Annotated in this window: 15 protein-coding genes; 9 read left to right on the forward strand and 6 right to left on the reverse strand. The window is 72.6% G+C overall.

Going from position 1 to position 20,489, the window contains the following annotated elements; genetic code table 11:
- Nucleotides 1-123: 123 nt before the first annotated feature.
- The 5 genes from ACQPXB_RS29295 to rpmJ are packed head-to-tail and all read left to right on the forward strand — an operon-like array spanning nt 124 to nt 6,174.
- The gene (locus ACQPXB_RS29295) at nt 124-1,566 is read left to right on the forward strand and encodes a DUF5691 domain-containing protein (protein WP_432845175.1); all 1,443 of its coding nucleotides are present in this window, start codon (nt 124-126) and stop codon (nt 1,564-1,566) included.
- Nucleotides 1,563-2,648, forward strand: a complete 1,086-nt coding sequence (locus tag ACQPXB_RS29300; RefSeq protein ID WP_366583531.1) for an ATP-binding protein — start codon at nt 1,563-1,565, stop codon at nt 2,646-2,648. The genes ACQPXB_RS29295 and ACQPXB_RS29300 overlap by 4 nt, the downstream gene beginning before the upstream one ends.
- Nucleotides 2,645-4,825: a DUF5682 family protein gene (locus tag ACQPXB_RS29305; RefSeq protein ID WP_432845176.1), complete on the forward strand. Its 2,181-nt coding sequence runs from the start codon at nt 2,645-2,647 to the stop codon at nt 4,823-4,825. Before ACQPXB_RS29300 ends, ACQPXB_RS29305 begins: the two co-directional genes overlap by 4 nt.
- Nucleotides 4,822-5,991, forward strand: a complete 1,170-nt coding sequence (locus ACQPXB_RS29310; protein ID WP_432845177.1) for a VWA domain-containing protein — start codon at nt 4,822-4,824, stop codon at nt 5,989-5,991. The genes ACQPXB_RS29305 and ACQPXB_RS29310 overlap by 4 nt, the downstream gene beginning before the upstream one ends.
- A 60-nt stretch (nt 5,992-6,051) precedes the next feature.
- Entirely contained in the window at nt 6,052-6,174 is a 123-nt protein-coding gene (gene rpmJ / locus ACQPXB_RS29315) for a 50S ribosomal protein L36 (RefSeq protein ID WP_326836634.1), read from the forward strand.
- Nucleotides 6,175-6,241: 67 nt separating this feature from the next.
- On the opposite strand, the gene ACQPXB_RS29320 is transcribed toward rpmJ, so the two are convergent.
- From ACQPXB_RS29320 to ACQPXB_RS29345, 6 genes are all read right to left on the reverse strand, one after another.
- Nucleotides 6,242-7,717, reverse strand: a complete 1,476-nt coding sequence (locus ACQPXB_RS29320) for a flavin-containing monooxygenase (RefSeq protein ID WP_432856833.1) — start codon at nt 7,715-7,717, stop codon at nt 6,242-6,244.
- A gap of 146 nt (nt 7,718-7,863) precedes the next feature.
- On the reverse strand, nt 7,864-10,257 hold the full coding sequence (locus ACQPXB_RS29325; RefSeq protein WP_432845178.1) for a polysaccharide lyase 8 family protein: 2,394 nt from the start codon (nt 10,255-10,257) through the stop codon (nt 7,864-7,866).
- A gap of 108 nt (nt 10,258-10,365) precedes the next feature.
- Nucleotides 10,366-11,820 (reverse strand): aldehyde dehydrogenase (NADP(+)), encoded by a 1,455-nt coding sequence (locus ACQPXB_RS29330; protein ID WP_432845180.1) that lies wholly within the window; start codon nt 11,818-11,820, stop codon nt 10,366-10,368.
- Between the two features lie 46 nt (nt 11,821-11,866).
- Nucleotides 11,867-13,015: a hypothetical protein gene (locus ACQPXB_RS29335; RefSeq protein WP_432845181.1), complete on the reverse strand. Its 1,149-nt coding sequence runs from the start codon at nt 13,013-13,015 to the stop codon at nt 11,867-11,869.
- Nucleotides 13,016-13,019: 4 nt separating this feature from the next.
- Nucleotides 13,020-14,276: a glucarate dehydratase family protein gene (locus ACQPXB_RS29340; RefSeq protein WP_432845182.1), complete on the reverse strand. Its 1,257-nt coding sequence runs from the start codon at nt 14,274-14,276 to the stop codon at nt 13,020-13,022.
- Nucleotides 14,273-15,214 carry a 5-dehydro-4-deoxyglucarate dehydratase gene (locus tag ACQPXB_RS29345; protein WP_366583524.1) on the reverse strand — a complete coding sequence of 314 codons (942 nt, stop codon included), beginning with the start codon at nt 15,212-15,214 and terminating at the stop codon, nt 14,273-14,275. The genes ACQPXB_RS29340 and ACQPXB_RS29345 overlap by 4 nt, the downstream gene beginning before the upstream one ends.
- Before the next feature lie 217 nt (nt 15,215-15,431).
- Between ACQPXB_RS29345 and ACQPXB_RS29350 the strand changes: the two genes are divergently transcribed.
- The 4 genes from ACQPXB_RS29350 (at nt 15,432) to ACQPXB_RS29365 (ending at nt 20,484) form a co-directional block, all read left to right on the forward strand.
- The gene (locus ACQPXB_RS29350; RefSeq protein WP_220241887.1) at nt 15,432-16,241 is read left to right on the forward strand and encodes an IclR family transcriptional regulator; all 810 of its coding nucleotides are present in this window, start codon (nt 15,432-15,434) and stop codon (nt 16,239-16,241) included.
- Between the two features lie 43 nt (nt 16,242-16,284).
- Entirely contained in the window at nt 16,285-17,109 is an 825-nt protein-coding gene (locus ACQPXB_RS29355; protein WP_432845183.1) for an NAD-dependent epimerase/dehydratase family protein, read from the forward strand.
- Nucleotides 17,110-17,563: 454 nt separating this feature from the next.
- Entirely contained in the window at nt 17,564-18,448 is an 885-nt protein-coding gene (locus ACQPXB_RS29360; RefSeq protein ID WP_432845185.1) for a helix-turn-helix domain-containing protein, read from the forward strand.
- 110 nt (nt 18,449-18,558) lie between these two features.
- Nucleotides 18,559-20,484, forward strand: coding sequence for a maleylacetate reductase and hydroxyquinol 1,2-dioxygenase domain-containing protein (locus ACQPXB_RS29365; protein ID WP_432845186.1), 1,926 nt, complete (start codon nt 18,559-18,561; stop codon nt 20,482-20,484).
- Nucleotides 20,485-20,489 lie beyond the last annotated feature (5 nt).

Consider the following 20,489-nt stretch of genomic DNA (forward strand, 5'->3'; position numbering starts at 1 on the left):
ACTTCGCCCGAACGCCCGCGCGCCGTTCCCGGCGCGATCGATCACCCACCCCGCGGCCGCGCGGTGGCGCGTGCGTCGGCTGGCTTCGGGGAACGGCGGGAAGGCCGAGGCGGTGATGGGCCGATGAAGGCGTGGGAAGACCTGGTCGGCACGGCTCTGCTCGGCACGCGCCGGCGAGGGCTGGACGTGAGTGGGTTGCCGGACGAGGTGCGGGAGGTTGCGGGCAAGGCCGGGGACCAGGCCGACGCCGTGCTCGTCACGGCGGCGCTGCTCACCAACTACCGCCGGGCGGGCCGGTTGCCCGTGGCGAACGCGCACCGCGAAGAGCCGGCCAAGCCCGACGGCCGGAGGTTCGTGCCGCCGCTCGCGCGGGAGCGGCTGGCGCGGTTGCTGCACGCGAACCGGCCCGAGCTGCTCGAGGAGTGGCTGCAGACGGCGGCCGAACGGGGGTTCCGGGTGGCCCCGGAGCTGGTGCCGGCGCTGGCGGACGCGGCGCGGGCGCGGGTGTCGTTGCGGGCGCCGCTCGCGGAGGTGGCGGGGCCGGTCGGGGCGTGGCTGGGTGCGCGCAACACCGACTGGGCATTCCTGGTCGCCGAGGTCGAGGACGACAGCGACGACGCGTGGCAGTTCGGCACTCCCGCGCGGCGCCAGGCGTGGTTCGAACGAGCGCTCGCGCAGGATCCCGCGGCGGCGCGCGCGGCGCTCACCGCGACGTGGCGCACGGAGCCCGCCGACCTGCGCGCGGTGTTCCTCGCCTTGCTGGGCCGCCACCTCACGCAGGAAGACGAGCCGTTCCTCGACGCGGCCCTCGCCGACCGCGCGGCGGCGGTGCGCGACACCGCCGTGCGGCTGCTCGGCGGGCTGCCCGGCACCGGGCTCGGCAAGCGGATGGCGGCGCGGCTGCGGGAGTGCGTCACCGTGCGCAGCCGGTCGCTGCGGGCCGACGTCCTGCAGGTCACGCTGCCGGGGCCGGACGACTCGCTGGTGCGCGACGGCGTCCGCGTGCCCCACGGGCCCGGGCAGGACACCGCGCGGCTGCGCGCGATCATCGCCGCCACTCCCCTGGAGTTCTGGGCGGAGTTCGGCACGCCGGGCGACCTCGTGGGCATGCTCGTCGAAGGTTGCCCGCTCGCCGTGGTGCGCGAAAGCTGGGCCACCGCGGCGATCCGGCAACGCGATGAAGCGTGGGCACAGGCGCTCGTCGAAGCCGAGCCGGGCGGCCGGGCCACGGCGGCGCTCGTCGGGGTGCTGGCGCCGGAGAAGCAGGCCGCCACCGTCGCGAAGCTGGCGCGCGGCCTGCAGGTCGAAGCGCTCACGAGGCTGATCCTCGACCTGCCGCAACCGTGGCCCGAGGAGCTGGGCCGGGTGCTGCTCGACTGGGTCGCCGCGCAGCAGGACCACCGGCTCGTGGCCCACGCCGCCGCGCTCATCGCCAAGGCCGTGCCGCCGGCGTGCCTGCGCCACCGGCTGTCCCTGATCCCCCAGCCCGGCGAAGCCGCCCCGTGGCGGCGCGCCGTGGCCGAAACGCTGACTTTCCGCCGCGAAATGCACGAGGAGCTCTCATGACGTCCGCAGTCCTCCGGCCCCACGCCGAGCAGGAGTACGCCGGTGAACTGGCCGCGCTGGCCGCGGCCGACGACCGCACGAAGCCGCCGTCGTGGCTGCTGTCGCCGTGGGCCGTGGTCACGTACCTGCTCGGCGGCACGCTGCCCGACGGCACCGAGATCAGCCCGAAGTACGTCGGCCCGCGCCGGCTGATCGAGGTCGCCGTCGCGACGCTCGCCACCGACCGCGCCCTGCTGCTGCTCGGCGTGCCGGGCACCGCGAAGACCTGGGTGTCGGAGCACCTCGCCGCCGCCATCAGCGGCGACTCCACGCTGCTCGTGCAGGGCACGGCGGGCACGGCCGAAGAGCAGATCCGCTACGGCTGGAACTACGCCCGCCTGATCGCCGAAGGCCCCAGCGAGCAGGCGCTGGTGGAAAGCCCCATCCTGCGCGCGATGCGCGACGGCAAGGTGGCCCGGCTCGAGGAGCTCACCCGCATCCCGGCCGACGTGCAGGACTCGCTGATCACCGTCCTGTCGGAGAAAACCCTGCCCGTGCCCGAGCTGGGCACCGAGGTGCAGGCGCGCCCCGGCTTCACGCTCGTGGCCACCGCGAACAACCGCGACAAAGGCGTGAACGAGCTGTCGAGCGCGTTGCGCCGCCGGTTCAACACCGTCGTGCTGCCGCTGCCGGACACCGCCGAGGCCGAGGTGGAGATCGTCACCCGCCGGGTCGCGCAGCTGGGCGCCTCGCTCGCCCTGCCGGCCGAAGCCGCCGAGCTGACCGAGATCCGCCGCGTCGTCACGGTGTTCCGCGAGCTGCGCGCCGGCCGCACCGAAGACGGGCGCACGGCGGTCAAGACCCCGTCGGGCACGTTGTCGACGGCCGAGGCGATCAGCGTCCTCACCGGTGGCCTCGCGCTCGCCGCGCACTTCGGCGACGGCGTGCTGCGGGCGCAGGACGTCGCGGCCGGCATCCACGGCGCCGTGGTGAAGGACCCGGTCGCCGACCGCGCGATCTGGATCGAGTACCTCGAGACCGTGGTCCGCGAACGCGACGGCTGGGCCGACTTCTACCGCGCGGGGCAGGAGATCAGCGGATGACCACGCACCTGCTCGGGATCCGGCACCACGGGCCGGGTTCGGCTCGGGCGGTGGCCTCGAGTCTCGCCGAGCTGGAGCCCGACGTGGTGCTCATCGAGGGCCCGCCCGAAGCCGACCAGCTCGTGGACCTGGCGGCCGACGAGGACATGCGGCCGCCCGTCGCGCTGCTCGCATACGCGGCCGACGACGTGTCGCGCGCGGCGTTCTGGCCGTTCGCGGTGTTCAGCCCCGAGTGGCAGGCCCTGCGCTACGCCGCGGAAGCCGGGGTGCCGGTGCGGTTCTGCGACCTGCCGGCCGCGCACCAGTTCGCGCTCGGCGACGAGGACCGCGTGCCGCGCGGCGACCCGCTCGCCGAGCTGGCCGCCGCGGGCGGGTACGACGACCCCGAGCGCTGGTGGGACGACGTCGTGGAATCGCGGCGCGGCGGGGAGTCGCCGTTCGAGGTGATCGCGGAGGCGATGACCGCGCTGCGTGAGGACGATCGCCCGCCGGACCTCCACGAGCAGCGCCGCGAGGCGTACATGCGCGGCGTGCTGCGCAAGACACGCAAGGAAGGCTTCGAGCGCATCGCCGTGGTGTGCGGTGCGTGGCACGTGCCGGCGCTGGCCGATCCGCTGCCTCCGGCGAGCCGTGACCAGACCGTCCTCAAAGGACTGCCCAAGCGCAAGGTCGTCTGCACGTGGGTGCCGTGGACCCACGGCCGGCTCGCCACGGCGAGCGGCTACGGCGCGGGCGTGCGCTCGCCCGGCTGGTACCACCACCTGTTCACCACGGCCGACGACGTCACCGCCCGCTGGCTCACCGCCGTCGCCGGGGTGCTGCGCGAGGAGGACCTGCCGGTCTCGACGGCGCACGTGATCGAGGCGGTGCGGCTGGCCGAAACGCTGGCCGCGCTGCGCGGCCGGTCCTCGGCGGGGCTGGCGGAAGTCGACGCCGCCACGCGCTCGGTGCTGTGCTCGGGCGACGACGTGCAGGCCGACCTCGTCACGCGCAAGCTCGTCGTCGGCGAACGCCTCGGCGAAGTCCCCGAAACCGTGCCGCAGGCTCCGCTCGCCGCCGACCTGATCGCGACCGCGCGCCGGCTGCGGCTCAAGCGCGAGCCGACCGCGCGCGAGCTCGACCTCGACCTGCGCACGCCCGGCGGCCTCGACCGCTCACGGCTGCTGCACCGGCTGCGCCTGCTCGACATCCCTTGGGGCAGCCCGGAAATATCGGCGACGCGCAGCAAGGGCACCTTCCGCGAGACGTGGACGCTGTGCTGGGAGCCGGGCTTCGAGGTCGACCTGGTCGCCGCCGCCGTCCACGGCACCACGGTCGCCTCGGCGGCCTCGGCCCGCGTACGCGAGGCCATGGCCGGCAAGCCGCCGCTCGCCGACATCACCACGGCTGTCGAGGGCTGCCTGCTGGGCGGCCTCGGCGACGCGCTGCCGGAGGTGCTGACCGCGCTCGACGCCCGCGCGGCTGCCGACACCGACGTCGCCGACCTGATGACCTCGCTGCCCCCGCTGGCCCGCTCCACCCGCTACGGCGACGTCCGCGGCACGGACACCGCGCAGCTGCGGGAGGTCGCGGACCGCCTGCTCACCCGCGTGTGCGCCGGGCTGCCGCCGGCCGTTCACGGCATCGACGACGACGCGGCCCGGAAGTTCTGCGACCTGGTCGACAACGTCCACGAAGCCACCACGCTCCTCGGCGACGCGGCGCGCGACCGCTGGCTCACCGCCCTGCGCAAGCTCGCCGGCCGCGACTCCCTGCCGCCGCTGCTGGCCGGGCGCGTCGTGCGGCTGCTGCACGACGCCGACCTGTTCGACAGTGCGGAAGTCGAGCTGCGCCTGGGCCGCGCGCTCACCCCGGGTGTCGAGCCGGCCGCGGGTGCGGCGTACGTCGAGGGCTTCTTCGCCGGCGGCGCGCTCCTGCTGGTCCACGACGAGCGCATGCTGCGAGTCGTCGACACCTGGCTGGGCACCATCCCGTCCGACGTGTTCACCGAAGTGCTTCCCTTGCTGCGCCGCACTTTCGGCGCCTTCGCGGGCCCGGAGAAACGCGCCATCGGCGAACGCGCGGCCGGCCTCTCCGGCGGCGCCCCCGCGGCCCGCTCCGTCGCCGACGAGCTGGACGAGATCCGCGCCCGCAGTGCCCTGCCCGTGCTCGCGACCCTTCTCGGAGCGGCGTCATGACCACCCCGGACCCCGACCGCCTGCGCCGCTGGCGCCTCGTGCTCGGCGGCGGCGCGGACGGCACCGGCCGCTCACTGTCCGAAGAGGACAGTGGCCTTGACGCCGTGCTCGCGGCCCTCTACGACCGACGCGAGGAGTCCGTCCGCTCGGGCGACCGCCGCGGCGCGACCCTGAACTCCTCGGCGCCGCGCGTCGCCCGCTGGCTCGGCGACATCCGGCGGTACTTCCCGGGTTCGGTCGTGCAGGTGATGCAGCGCGACGCCGTCGACCGCCTCGGGCTCACCCGCATGCTCATGGAGCCCGAACTGCTGAGCGCGGTCGAGCCCGACGTGCACCTGGTCGGCACGCTGCTGTCGCTCAACGGCGTGCTGCCCGAGGAGACGAAGGAGACGGCGCGCTCGGTCGTGCGCACGGTCGTGGCCGAGCTCGAGGAACGGCTGGCCGAGCCCACCCGCGCGGCGATCCGGGGCGCGCTCGACCGGGCCGCCCGCACGCAGCGTCCGCGCGCCGCGGACATCGACTGGGCCCGCACTGTGCGCACGAACCTGAAGCACTACTCCCCCGAGCTGAAGACCATCGTGCCCGAGCGGCTGGTCGGCTTCGGCCGGCGGCAGCACAGCGTGCAGCGCGAGGTGATCCTGGCCGTGGACCAGTCGGGGTCGATGGCGGAGTCGGTGGTCTACTCGGGCCTGTTCGGCGCCGTACTCGCCTCGATGCGGGCGCTGAGCACGAAGTTCGTCGCGTTCGACACGGCCGTGGTGGACCTCACCGAGCACCTCGACGACCCCGTGGAGCTCCTCTTCGGCACCCAGCTCGGCGGCGGCACCGACATCAACCGCGCCATCACCTACTGCCAGGGCCTCGTCGAGCGTCCCGAGCAGACGCTGCTGGTGCTCATCAGCGACCTCTACGAGGGCGGCGTACGCGACGAGCTGCTGCGCCGCGTCGGCGAGCTGGTCGGCTCAGGGGTGCAGGTCGTGACCCTGCTGGCACTCTCGGACTCCGGCGCGCCGTTCTACGACCACGAGAACGCCGCCGCCCTGGCCGAGCTCGGCGTGCCGGCCTTCGCGTGCACCCCGGACCTGTTCCCGGAGCTGATGGCCGCGGCCCTGCGCCGCGAGGACCTCGGCCGCTGGGTGAGCGCCGCCACCGCGAGCGGGGATTAAACCGACCGGTCATCTGGTTGAAGAAGACAGAACGAGACTTCGAAGAGAGGACGGGTAGCCATGAAGGTTCGCGCGTCGGTCAGGTCGCTGGCTCGCCAGCAGGGGGCGCAGGTCATCCGCAGGCACGGCAAGGTCCTCGTGATCAACCGTGACAACCCGCGGAACAAGGCTCGCCAGGGCTGAGCTGCACAGCGTCGGGCGCCATCCACCTCAGGTGGGTGGCGCCCCTTTTTTGTGCTCGGCCGCGGCCTCAGGCCGGCGCCGGGATGCGTTCGTCCGCCCGGCGGAAGGCCATGACGCCGTCGTCGAGCCGGTTGAGGCGCATGTCGGCCAGGTCCAGCAGGTAGTTCTGGCGCATCACCCACGGGCGGCGCCCGCCCTGTTTCGGCAGGGCGGGAGTGGCCCGTTTGATGTAGCCCGACATCAGGTCGACGACCGGGCGCAGGCCCGTGGTCGGGGCGCGGCCCGGGTCCGGGGCGCACGCGACGTAACCGTGGCGGTCCATGTGCGAGATCAGCCGGCAGACGTACTGCGAGGCGAGGTCGGCGCGCAGCGTCCACGAGTTGTTGGTGTAGCCCACGCACCACGCCAGGTTGGGGATGCCGCCGAACATCATGCCCTTGTAGACGAGTTGCTCGCCCGGGTTGATTTCGCGGCCGTCGACGGTCAGCGCGACCTGCCCGAACGCGACCATCCGCAGGCCGGTCGCGGTGACGATGATGTCGGCGGGCAGCTCGCGGCCGGACTCGAGCCGGATGCCGTCCGGGGTGAAGCGGCTGATGTGGTCGGTGACCACGTCGGCCTTGCCGCTGCGCAGCGCGCGGAACAGGTCGGCGTCGGGCACCAGGCACAGGCGCTGGTCCCACGGGTTGTAGTCGGGCACGAAGTGCGGGTCGACGGGGATGGACGGCGGCAGCTGCTTGGCCACACCGTCGCGCAAGACCGCGGCCGCGCGCTCGGGCAGGCGGCGCATGAGCTGGAAGAACAGCGTGCCCATCACCACGTTCTTGCCGCGCACCAGCCGGTGCGCCAGGTTCTCCGGCAGCACGGCCCGCAGGCGGTCGGCGAGCGCGTCGGCTCCGGGGCGCGCGACGACGTAGCTCGGTGAGCGCTGCAGCATGGTCACCGAAGCCGCTTCGGGCGCCATCGCCGGCACCAGCGTCACGGCGGTGGCGCCGCTGCCGATCACCACCACGTTCTTGCCCGCGTAGTCCAGGTCCGCGGGCCAGTGCTGCGGGTGCACGATCTCGCCGGCGAAGTCCTCGCGACCGGGGAAGTCGACGACGTGGCCGCTGTCGTAGCTGTAGTAGCCGCTGCACAGGTACAGGAACGAGCACGTGTACGTGGCCGTCGAGCCGTCGTGCTCGGCCTCCACCGTCCAGCGGGCGTCGGCCGAGGACCACGAAGCGGACACCACGCGGTGCCCGAAGCGGATGTGGCGCTCGACACCGTAGGCCTCGGCCGTGGCGCGGATGTAGCCGAGGATCGAGGGCCCGTCGGCGATGGCCTTCGGGTCCTTCCACGGCCGGAACGGGTAACCGAGCGTGAACATGTCCGAGTCGGACCGGATGCCCGGGTAGCGGAAGAGGTCCCAGGTCCCGCCGATCGAGTCGCGGGCCTCCAGGATCGCGTACGTCTTGCCGGGGGTCCGAAGCTGGAGGCGGCACGCCGCCCCGATCCCGGACAACCCCGCACCCACCACGAGGACGTCGACGTGCGTGGCGATCGTGATCACTCTCCCCGGCTCGAGTGTGTTCCCGAGATCGTACCGTCGGAATGCGCTTTTCCGCCGGGCACGGGCAGAACGAGATTCGGAAGTGGGGCCCTGCCGGGCCGGGCGGGGAATCACCGGCCCGGCAGGGAAACCTGGGGTCAGCGCGGCAGGTGCACCACCTGGGTCGCGCCGAAGGTGCCCTTCAGCGGGACCTCCACGGTCTGGCGCCGCACCGTCACCCGCACGCTGTCCTGCGACTGCGTCGGATCCGAGACGGCGAGCTGCCAGCCCGAGCCGCTGCGTCCCAGGGCCACGGAAGCCGGACCTGAGACAGTCACCTCATCTACAGTATGAGCCTTGTAGAAGTTTGCGAGGAGTGTGTTGTCCCACAGCCGAATCGCCTGAACGGCGGCTGTGTTCGCCCGCACTCGCCATGCCAGCACCGAAGCGACGGTGCTCACCACCGAAGCCGCGGGCAACACCGCGTACGCGTACTTCGCGTCCGACGGCTTCACTCCGTGCTCGATCACCAGCTTCTGGTAACGCCGCGTGTACGGATCGGTCGTGCCCTTGGTGTTCGCGCCCGTGTCGATGTCGCGCCACGCACCGGTGCGGTCCTCGCGCAGCGCGGTCACCTCGGCCTTGTCGAGCAGCACGTAGCCGGCGACGTTCCCGGCGGCACCGTCGAGGTGCAACCAGCGCGGGTTGCGCAGCGACGTCGTGCGCCCCGGCGCGGACGACACGAGCCGTGCGTCGGCCAGCAGCGTGCCCCGGCCGTTCTCCCCCAGGCTGCGGTTCTCGATGGTGGTCCGCACCTGCTGCCCCGACGTGTCGGTGATTCCCGCGCCGAGGCAGACGACGCCCGCCGGGGTGAAGAACCACGACTTCTTCGCGGTGAGCGTGCCGTCGAGCGACACGAAGTCCATCGCGTACGCGCCGTGGCGCGCGTCCCAGCGCACGCCGCCGACGTGGGCCTTCGTCGACATCGGCGTGGACTGCAGCGCGCCCGTCGGTCCGGCTTTGGTGGTGGCGCCCGGCAGCAGCAGCGGGTCGACGGTCGGCCAGTAGGCGTCGGAGTAGTGGCCCTTGGCGTTCGGCAGGAACAGGTAGAGCACGCCGTCGCCGACGTACCAGCCGTGCTGGTTCATGCCGTTGATCGACTCGTAGCGCGAGATCCGGGTGGACCCCACCGCGAGCGAGCTCGACCAGCCTTCGGTCACGTGCAGCATCCGGTCCTGCTGGCCGAAGATCCGGTGCGTCGCCGTGATCGGCGTCGGCCGCACGTGGGTCGCGAGCATCTCCTGCGCGAACTCGATGCCCGGCGTCGCCACGAGATCCGGGCCGGGCGCGAACCGCTCCGGGTCGGGGATCTCCAGGAACGGCGCGTAGGTGCCTTCGGAGATCCACTTCGCCGCGAGGCCCGACAGCTCGGCTTTGGCCGCACCGGTGGCCGCGCGCGCCAGCACGAGCGTGGCGACGGTGAGCTGGTGCCCGATGTCGTGGCCGGTCTCGCCCTGGCGCGAGAGCATCCGCCCGCGCACCGGCTCCATCAGCGCGCCCGCGTAGACGAACGGGGCGAAGGTGTCGGGCACGAGCGCGTAGATCTTCTGCTTGAGGTCCTCGGGCAGCGCGTACTCGGTGCCCTCGGTCACGTGGATCGCGCCAGAGAGCGCGGTCAGCAGCACGATGCCGTAGTGCCCGGGGTACGGGATGGTGTCGTGCTGGATGAACGAGCCGTCCACGTGGAAGCCGTCACTGCCGGCCTTGTCCAGCTTGGCCACGAGGCTCGCCGCGCCGCCGCCGGCGACGTCGGTGAGTGCGTCGATGCCCGTCTTGATCCACGCGGTGTCGCCGATGAGCGCGCCGGAGACGATGGAGATCAGGGCCTTGTCGGCGCGGTTGGCGCCGGTCTCGACCGTGCCCGGGCTGTTGGCCCGCACATTGGGGTTGCCCACGAACCGCTTGATCGGGCTGACGTAGCGCGCGAGCTCGTCGGCCGTCAGCTCGTCGGCGACCGTGACGAGGGTGTGCAGTACGTAGTACGGCACGCCGATTTCGTAGGTGTACCAGTTGCCGATCTCGCCGACCTGCGGGTTGTACTGGCTGGCGTAGATCAGCTCGAGCGCCTTCTTGATGCGGTCGAGCACCTGCGGGTCGCCCGAGAGCGTGCCGCCCGGCGTACCCCAGTCGACGGCGATGGCGCGCAGCCGCGCGTACATGAACGTGGTGTAGTCGCTGCCCGGTCCGAGCGGCAGGTCGGTCCACAGTGGACCGCCGGTGACGGTCATCGTGTCGTTGTAGGCCTTCGCGACGCGGCCGAGGTTCTGCAGCGCGGCCGTGCGCTCCGGTGACGGCCGGTTGATCCCGGTCTGCAGCTCGCGGTAGCCGGCCACGATCGCTTTCAGCGGGTCCATGGCCGCACCGTTCGCGGCGGGCACGGAACCCGCCGCGACGGCGCCCGCGGCAAGAGCGGGGTGCGCGGCGGCGGTCAGGGCCACCGAGGCGGCCGCGACGGCGCCGCCGCGCAGGGCAGTTCTCCGGTTTACGGGCATGACAATGCCTCCCAGGATCAAGACGTCCTTGGCTTGCGGGATTTTCGGGGACCTCGAAGGGGAATTCAGTTGTGGTGACGCCGCGGAAGACTCAGGCGGGAAAACCGGTCAGCGCGCTCCGTCCGTGCGCCGCGGCAGCTGCCACGGGTTGTCCTCCTGCAGCGGCTCGGGCAGCAGCGCGTCGGGGAAGCCCTGCCACGCGACCGGGCGCAGGAACCGCTCGATGGCGGCGGTGCCGACCGACGTGCTGGTGGGCGCGGTGGTGGCCGGGTACGGGCCGCCGTGCTGCTGCGCCCAGCTCACCGTGACGCCGGTGGGCCAGTCGTTCCACAGCAGCCGCCCGGCCAAACGGGTCAGCGCGGGCAGCAGCGGGCGGACGTAGTCGGCCTCGTCGGCTTCGCCCTGCACCGTCGCGGTCAGGCCCGGCTCCAGCGTGTCGAGCACGCCGATGAGCTCGTCGGCGTCGCTGTAGGTGACGATGAGCGACGCGGGACCGAAGTGCTCCTCGCGCACCGCTTCGCCGCCGGCCAGGAACTCCTTGGCCGTGGTCGAGAGCAGGCTCGGGGTGAACGACTCGCCCTGATGCGTGCCGTCGACCACCGTGGTCACGCCCGGCGCCTGGCGCAGCTCGGAGAGCTTGTGCGCGAAGCCCTGCGCGATGCGCTCGTTGAGCATCGGCTGGCCCGCGACGGCGCCGACGGCTTCGCGCAGCACGTCGTCGAGACCGTGGCCCTCCGGCAGGAACAGCAGGCCCGGCTTCGTGCAGAACTGGCCGGCCCCGAGGCTGAACGACCCCGCGTACGCCTTCGCCACGGCCTCGCCGCGCTGGGCGACCGCGCCCGGCGTGACGACGACCGGGTTCACGCTGCCGAGCTCGCCGTAGAACGGGATCGGCGTGGGCCGCGAGACGGCGATGTCGAACAGCGCGCGCCCACCCGGCACGGAGCCGGTGAACGACGCGGCCTGGACGCGCGGGTCCTTGAGCGCGGTCACGCCCTGCTCGAACCCGTGGATCACGGCGAACACACCCGCGGGCGCCCCGGCGGCGGCGAGCGCGCCGACGACGATCTCGCCCGTGCGCGTGGACAGCTCCTCGTGGCCCGGGTGCGCCTTGAGGATCACCGGGCAGCCCGCGGCCAGCGCGGACGCCGTGTCGCCACCCGCGACGCTGAACGCGAACGGGAAGTTGCTGGCCGCGAACACCAGCGTCGGGCCGATCGGCACGAGCACCCGGCGGATGTCGGGGCGCGGGCCCATGGGCCATTCGGCGTCGGCGTGGTCGACGGTGGCCCCGAGGAACGCGCCGTCGCGCAGGACCTGGCCGAACAGCCGCAGCTGGAACGTGGTGCGGGCGAGCTCGCCCTTCAGGCGCGGCGCGGCGGGCAGGTGGGTCTCGGTGTGGGCGAGGGCGATCAGCTCCTCGGCTTCGGCGTCAAGAGCGTCGGCGGCGGCTTCGAGCCAGCGGGCGCGCTCGGCGGGCGTGCTCGCCGCGAACGGGCGGGCGGCCGCGGCCGCGGCGGCGAGGGTGCGCTCGAGCTCCGGTGCGGAGGTTTCTCGGCTCATGGTGGAACGTGTCTCCTCGGTGGATCGCTCAGGGTCGGGCACGGTTTCAGGGCAGGCTGTGTGCGGCCGCCGTGGCCGCGTGCAGGTCCGGCCACCGGCCGGGACCCGCCAAGCCCAGATGGTAGAGGTGCAGCTCGGCCGCGCCGGCCTTGCCGAGCTCGGTCACGTACGCGTCGATGTCGGGCACGGGGCTCGCTGCGACGGCGGTGATGTAGCTGCCCACCGCGACGTTCTCGGGCAGCGCCCGGCGGGCCGCGGCCACGGCGTCGACGCTGCCCTGGCCCGGCGCCCAGTTCTGCAGCACCACCACGGCGGCGTCGCCGGCCGCGGTCGGCGTGAGGCCCGGCAGCGCGCCGGTGACCCACGGGTCGAGCGCGCCGTGCAGCACGATCCGCGTGCCCGGCGCCAGCTCGGCGAGCACCGCGGCGCGCAACGCGTCGGTGGCGCGCTGACGTCCGGCGAGCACGATGTCCTTGAGCGCGACCGGCAGCCGGTCCGCGGTCACGGTGAGGTCGGCCGTGTCGAGCAGCCTGCGGACCTCCGTGCGCAGTGTCTCGCGCACCTCGGCGGCGTCGAGACCGGTCCAGCCCTCGCCGCACGCGGTGCAGCAGCAGATCGACAGCAGCCGCGCCACGCCCGGCGCCCACACGCCGTCGGTCTTCTCGTGCTGGTGCTGGTGCACCGCGCCGAGCGGGCCGCACGCCTCCAGGATCACCGACGAGAGCTCCAGGCCCGCCACGGCCTCGGCCGTCAGTGTCGCGGCGTACTCGCGCACGGCGGGCTGAGCCGGGCACAGCGCCCACGGATAGGACTCGCCGAAGCAGTTCTGCACGGTGTACTGCGGAAAAGCCGTGCCCAGCTGCGAGTTATGCGTGAGCACGATCCAGGCGGCGGCGGGAATCCCGGCGGCGTTGAGCAGGCGCACGGCGTCGCCGCCGCTGTCGGGCCGCGCGACCCAGTCCGGAGTGGACGGACGCAGCTCCCGGCCCTGCCACGCTTCGTCGCGCACGGGCCGGTAGCTCGCCGCCGTGCGCGCGATCACCGAGGTGCGCTCGGCGGAGTACGGCGTGGCGGCCCGGGCGCTGTGGTAGGTCAGCGCCACGGCGACCTCGTCCACCTCCAGGTCCTGCACGCGCTCCACGAAGCCGGGATCGCCGAGGACGTCCCAGGAGTAGGCGTATCCGGTCACCTTCACGGGATCACCACCGGGCCGTGTTGGGGGCGAAGTCCGGTACGTAGGAGCGCATGTAGGTCACGTCGTCCCGTTTCGTCAGTCCACATCGGACGTAGTCCTCGTGCGCGCGGGCCAGCGCGTCCTGATCCAGCTCGATGCCCAGCCCCGGCTTGTCCGGCACCGCCACCGCGCCCTCGATGAAATCCAGTACCCCGGGCACGATCACGTCGGTGGTCTTCCACGGCCAGTGCGTGTCACACGCGTAGGTCAGGTGCGGCGTCGCCGCGGCCACGTGGACCATCGCGGCCAGGCTGATGCCGAGGTGGCTGTTGGAGTGCATCGACAGCCCGACCCCGAAGGTCTCGCACAGGACCGACAGCGCCTGGGTGTCGCGCATCCCGCCCCAGAAGTGGTGGTCCGACAGGAGAACCCCGATCGCGCGGGCGCGGAACGCGGGCTCGATGTCGCCGAAGTTGACCACGCACATGTTGGTGGCCAACGGCATGCTCGCCTCGGCGGCGACCCGGGCCATGCCCTCGATGCCCGGCGTCGGGTCTTCGAGGTACTCCAGCACGCCGTCGAGCTCCCGGGCCACGCGGATGCTCGTTTCGACGGTCCACGCGGCGTTCGGGTCGATCCGCAACGGGTGCCCGGGAAACGCCTCGGCCAACGCGCGGATGCCCTCGATCTCCTGGTCCGGCTCGAACACGCCGCCCTTGAGCTTGATCGAGCGGAACCCGTACTGCTCGACCATCCGCCGCGCTTCACCGACGAGAGCTTCCGGCGTGATCACCTCGCCCCAGGAATCCGCCTCGGCCCCGACGTGCGCGCCGTACTTGTAGAAGAGGTACGCGGAGAAATCCACGGCGTCTCGAGCCTTGCCGCCCAGCAGATCGACCACCGGACGCCCGAGCACCTGCCCCTGCGCGTCCAGGCACGCGACCTCGAACAGTGAATACACGCTGGCGATCGTCTTGCGGATGGAGAACCCGCCGATCAGCCCGTGCTCGTCCGTCAGCACCGTCCCGGCCAGCACGCGCGTCACGATCCGCTTCAACCCCGGCAGGTCGAACACGTCGTGCCCGGCCAGCTCCGGCACGACCTTGCGCACCTCACCCAGAAACGCCGCGTCGCCGTAGGACTCGCCCAGGCCGACGACCCCGTCGTCGCACACCACCTGCACGACGCTGCGCAACGCGAACGGCTCGTGCACCCCCATCACGTTCAGCAGCGGCGGATCCGCGAACGCGACGGGCGTGAGCACCACATCCCGGATGTTCATCGGCCCTCGATCCCCTTGAGCACCTCGAACCCGCGCTCGACGATCCCGCCGAGCCGGTCGATCTGCTCGGTCGTCGGCTCCACCAGCGGCGGCCGGACCGTGCCGACCTTGTCCCCGCGCAACCGCGCCGCGGCCTTGACCAGCGACACCGCGAAGCCCGGCGTCTCGTCGCGCAACGCCACCAGCGGCAGGTAGAACCCGGCCAGCAACGTGTCCATCACCTCGGTGTCGCCCTCGGCCAGCGCACGGTGGAAGCGGTGCGCGATCTCCGGCGCGAAGCAGTGCACCGCCGAGGAATACCGGGCCACCCCGATAGCCGCGTACGCCTTCGCGGAGACCTCCGCCGTCGGCAACCCGTTGAAGAACAGGAAATCCGCGGACCGCTGCGTGCCCAGCGACCGGATGGTGGTGACGATGCGCGTCATCACCTCCGCGTCGCCGTACCCGTCCTTGAGCCCGACGATCGACGGGATGTCGAGCAGCCGCGCCGCCGACGGCGCCGTGAACACCCCGGTGCTGCGGTGGTACACGATCACCGGCACCGACGTGCCGCCCACGGCGAACCGCACGAAATCGACCAGCCCCGCCTGCGGCCCGGACACCAGGTACGGCGGCAGCAGCAGCACCCCGTCGGCGCCACCGGCCTGCGCCGCGGCCACGCCCGCGCGCGCGGCGGCCGCACCGCCACCCGCCCCGACCCACACCGGCACGCGCCCGGCCACGACTTCGCGCGCCCGCGCCAGCAGCGCCGCGACCTCGTCGGGCGACAGCGAGGAGAACTCGCCCGTGCCGCAGGCGACGAACAACGCCCCCGCGCCGGCGGCCACGTGGCTCTCCACGTTCTCCGCGAACCCGTCGAGGTTCACCTCGAGGTCCTCGGTGAACGGCGTCAGCGGGAACGCCAGCAGGCCGTCCAGCTCGATCTTGGGCTGTGCCATCAGTTTCTGCTCTTTCCGTCCTCGTCGGGGCGTCCGGGTGGCGTGCCCGGTCACGGGTTCGACGATCCCACCGCCGCCGTCTGATCGCTCGAGACCGCCCCGGTGTTCACATTCTTGAATGGAGTCTGTTATGCTGATTATGTTCATCCATAAGAATGCTGTTCGGGACGCTAATATGGCCGGAGTCACAAGTCAACGGCCCGGTTGGAGGACGCACATGGCGCAGAAGCCGGCCACCGCGGAGCGGATCGCGACGCCCGGTGCGGAGAGCGCTGGCGTGAAGTCCGCGCGGCGCGCCATCGACCTCATCGAGACGTTCGCGGCCAACGACGTGTGGCTGTCGCTCTCGGACCTGCACGCGCGCACCGGCTTCCCGCGCTCCAGCCTCCACGGCCTGCTGCGCACGCTGCTGGAAGCCGGCTGGCTCGAAGCCGACGCGAACACCGCGCGCTACCGCCTCGGCGTGCGCGCGCTGATCTGTGGCACCGCCTACCTCGACCGCGACGCGATCGTCCCGTTCGCCACGGAGGCGCTGGAGCGCATCCGCGAGAAGACCGGGTTCACCGCGCATTTCGCGCGCCGCAACGGCACCGAGGTCGTGTACCTCGAGACCCGCGAGTCGCAGCACTCGACGCACCTCGTCTCGCGCGTCGGCCGCACGCTGCCCACCCACGCCACGGCGCTGGGCAAGGCGCTGCTCGCCGAGCTGACGCACGACGAGATCGAAGAGCTGATGCCGGCGAAGCTCCCGCCGCTCACCCCGCACACCATCACCACTCGCGAGCAGCTCCACGCCGACCTCGCGCGCACCCGTGAAGTCGGCTACGCCGCCGAGATCGAGGAAGGCACGCTCGGCGTCCGCTGTGTCGCCGCCGTGATCCCCTACCGCATTCCCGGCACCGACGCGATGAGCTGCTCGATGCCGGTCGGCCAGGTCACCGACGCCGACGTGCAGCGCGTCGGCGAGCTCCTGGCCGAGACGACCGCCGAGCTCGGGCAGCAGCTGCGCCGGGCCGGCATCCGCTGACCGCCGCCATTCCCCTGTTGCGAAGCGTTTCGAGAGGAACCCCATGGCAGACCAGCGCGTGCTGATCACCGGATCGGCAGGCATCGTCGGCACCCTCATGCGCCCGCGGCTGCGCAAGCCCGGCCGGGTGCTGCGGCTGCTCGACCTGGCCGAGCAGGCCCCGGCCGAGACCGGTGAGGCCGTCGAGATCGTGACCGGCTCGGTCACCGACCGCGAGGCGATGGCGGCGGCCTGCGCCGGTGCCGACGCCCTGATCCACCTCGGCGGCCACAGCCGCGAGAACACGTGGGAAGCCACGCTCGACGTCAACATCAACGGCACCCACACCGTGCTCGAAGCCGCCCGCGAAGCCGGGATCAAGCGGGTGATCCTCGCGTCGAGCAACCACGCCGTGGGCTTCCGCCGCAACGCCGACGCCGGTGCCGCCGGGCTGCCCGCGGACTCGAGCCCGCGCCCGGACACGTACTACGGCGTGAGCAAGGCGGCCATCGAGTCGCTGGGCAGCCTGTACGCGTCGCGGTTCGCGATGGACGTGATCGTGATCCGCATCGGCTCGTGCTTCGAGACACCGCTGCCGCTCGGCCCGCGCGGCCTGACCACCTGGCTCTCCCCCGACGACGGCGCGCGCCTGTTCGAGGCCTGCCTCAGCGCACCCTCTCCCGGCTACCGCCTGGTCTGGGGCGTCTCGGACAACACCCGCCGCGTCTACTCGCTCGCCGAGGCCGAAGCGCTGGGCTACAAGTCCCTCGACAACGCCGAGACCTACGCCGACCAGCTCGCCGGCAAGCCCGCCCCGACGGGCGCCGCCGCCGAGTTCGTGGGCGGCCCGTTCTGCACCGCACCGCTCGGGCAGTTCAACCCGCTCTGAGCCGGCTCGCTCGGCTGGGCTGTCCCAGCCGAGCGTTCGGCCGGGGAGGCCGGTGCTGTTCGGGAAGTACGAACCGCGCCGCCACGGACCGGCCGGGGCGCGGAAGCAGACACGGTGGCGAGGGCCAGGCCGAACGCAGCGTGGTCGTGGACGTGCGCGCTTTCGGGCGCGGCCGGCGGGCGTCGGCATGAGCCCCGGCGTCACCGACTGAACCTGCACAAGCCACCCACGTCAGGCCCGCTCGGCAGCCGACCTCCGCGGCCCCAGCGGCCCGCGCACCGCCCGGATACGGACCTCCCGCGCATCCCCGAACCGGGGTGTCGCGACCGGTCCGAGAGCCCGAGCCGCCCGTGAAGGCCCGCCGACCTGCCCGGCGGGCCTTCACGCGTCCGGCGGAGCCGCGTGGGCGCCTACACTCGTGGTGTTCGGAGACGGCGTGACAAGGAGGGCGCGGGTGGGTGAGCTTTCGGCCGCCGACACCAACGGCATCCTCGCGCTGCCCTGGATCCGGCCCGAACGCACCAGCGCCGGTCTCGGCTGGGAGCACCTCTACCTGTCGAAGCAGCACGAGCGGCCCCACCGCGGCCTGTTCGGGGCCGCGCCGACCCACCAGCTGATCCTGCACCTCGCCGGGCCCGTGACGGTCCGCCGGCGGGTCGGTACGCCCCGCGAGCAGAGCCGGCGCGTGCCGGCCGGTGGGCTGTTCCTGCAGCCCTCGCACGCGGACCTGTCCGTGGAGCTGGGCGGGGAGCTCGACACGCTGCACGTGTACGTCGCCGACTCGGCCGTGCAGGAGGCCGCGGGCACCGATACGCCGATCCGGCTCTCGGAGGAGCTCGGCACCGTCGACCCGCTGCTGGAGCAGCTCCTGCTCTCGCTCGACGGCGTGGTCCGCGACTGGGAGCCGAGCGCCCGCACGTACGCCGACCAGCTGTGCGCCCTCGTGGCCACGCACCTCGCCCGCCGCCACCGGGCCGGGGGCACCGCCGCCGAACCGGCCCCGGCGGCGCCCGCCGCGTTGTCGGACCGGCAGTTCGGCCGCGTGCGCGACCTGATGGCCGAGCGGCTCGCGGAACCCCTGGGGCTGCCGGAGCTTGCGGCCGTGACCGGGCTGAGCGTGAGCCGGTTCGCCCGCCGCTTCAAGGCCCGCACCGGCCTGCCCCCGCACCAGTACCTGCTGAAGCTGCGCGTCGAGCAGGCCCGGCTGCTGCTGCGCACGTCCAGCGACCCGATCGCCGACATCGCGGCCGGCTGCGGCTTCTCACACCAGGAGCACCTCACGCGGGTGCTGCGCACGCAGCTCGGTACCACTCCGGCCGCCCTGCGGCGCGAGGGATAAGCACCCCTCCGGGTGACGCGCGCGTTTCGTGCTGCCTGTGCGGCAGGAACGTGCAGGAAACCGGGCGGCGACATCCGGATACTCGAGGCACCCGCGTGGAAGGACCAACGATGTTCAGCTACACCGCGAACCCGGCCCGGGTCGTCTTCGGCAGCGGCACCCTCGCCTCGCTGCCCGACGAGGTGCGCCGCCTCGGCGCCACCCGCGTCCTGCTGCTGGGCAGCCCGCCGCTGGCCGGGCCTGCGGACCGCGTCGCCGATTCACTCGGCCCGCTGCTCGCCGCCCGCTTCGACGAGGCCGCGATGCACACCCCCGTGGACGTGACCGAGCGCGCGCTCAAGGTCGTGACCGAGAACGACGTCGACTGCGTCCTCGCCATCGGCGGCGGCTCGACGACCGGTCTGGCCAAGGCGATCGCGTTGCGCACGGACCTGCCGCAGATCATCGTGCCCACCACCTACGCCGGCTCCGAGATGACCCCGGTCCTGGGCGAGACCGCCGATGGACGCAAAACCACCCAGACCTCACCCAAGGTGCTGCCCGAGGTCGTCGTCTACGACGTCGACCTCACCCTGAAACTGCCGGTCCAAGTGTCACTCACCAGCGGCGTCAACGCCATGGCCCACGCCGTCGAGGCCCTCTACTCACCCGACGCCAACCCGATCGTCGACCAGTTCGCCCTCGAAGCCATCCGCCTGCTCGCCACCGCCCTCCCCCGCATCGCCGCCGATCCCTCCGATGCGGACGCCCGCGGCCAAGCCCTGCGCGCCGCCTGGCTCGCCGGCACCTGCCTCGGCTCCGTCGGCATGGCCCTGCACCACAAGCTCTGCCACACCCTCGGCGGCAGCTTCAACCTGCCCCACTCCGAAACCCACACCGTCGTCCTGCCCTACTCCATGGCCTACAACACCGCCGGCGCCCCCGACGCCATGCGCCGCATCGCCGAGGTCCTCGGCGCCCCCGACGCCGCCACCGGCGTCTACGACCTCATCGCGGCCCTACCCGTCCCGCACTCGCTGGCCGAGCTCGGGTTCACCGAGAACGACATCACCACCGCCGCAGAAATCGCCACCGCCAAGCCCTACCCCAACCCCCGCGAAGTCACCCGCGACGGCATCGAAGACCTCCTGCACCACGCCTGGACCGGCACCCGCCCCACGCCCGCCGCAGGCACCAAACCCGACCTGCGCAGCCTCACCACCGAAGTCGTCGACAGCTTCGCCGCCACCCCCGACCCCCGCCTGCGCGAACTCCTCCAAGAACTCGTGCGCACCCTGCACTCCTACGTGGTCCGCACCGACCTCACCCAGGAGGAATGGGAATACGCCATCGGGTTCCTCACCCGCACCGGCCAGATCTCCGACGACAAACGCCAGGAATTCATCCTCCTGTCCGACACCCTCGGCGTCTCCAGCGTCGTCGACGTCCTCACCAACTCCCGCACACCCGACACCACCCCCTCCGCCGTCCTCGGACCGTTCTACGTCCAAGGCCCACCCGAAACCGCCCAGGGCGCCGACCTCGCCGACGGACTACCCGGCACTCCCCTGTGGACGGACGTCACCGTCACCGACACCCACGGCGCCCCGATCGCCGACGCCATCGTCGACGTCTGGCAGTCCAACGAGGACGGCTTCTACGACGTCCAGCTCCCCGACATCGACGGTCCTGTCCTGCGCGCGCGCTTCCGCACTGACGCCGACGGCCGGCTCAAGTTCTGGACCATCGTGCCCTCGGCCTACCCGATCCCGGCCGACGGCCCGGTCGGGCACATGCTCGACGCGGTCGAGCGCCACCCGTTCCGCGCGCCCCACGTGCACTTCATGATCGCCAAGCCGGGCTTCCGCACGCTCGTGACCCAGCTGTTCGTCCGGGGCGGCGACTACCTCGACTCCGACACCGTATTCGGCGTCAAGGACGGGCTGATCGTCGACTTCGCCGAGCAGTCCGGTGCCGCACCCGACGGCCGCGAGCCCGCGAACGGCTGGCGCCGCCTCGACTTCACGTTCCGCATCTCCCCCGCCCCCGCGCACTGACGAGG

It is taken from the genome of Amycolatopsis sp. CA-161197, assembly GCF_050942255.1.
In the GTDB taxonomy this organism is placed as follows: Bacteria; Actinomycetota; Actinomycetes; order Mycobacteriales; family Pseudonocardiaceae; genus Amycolatopsis.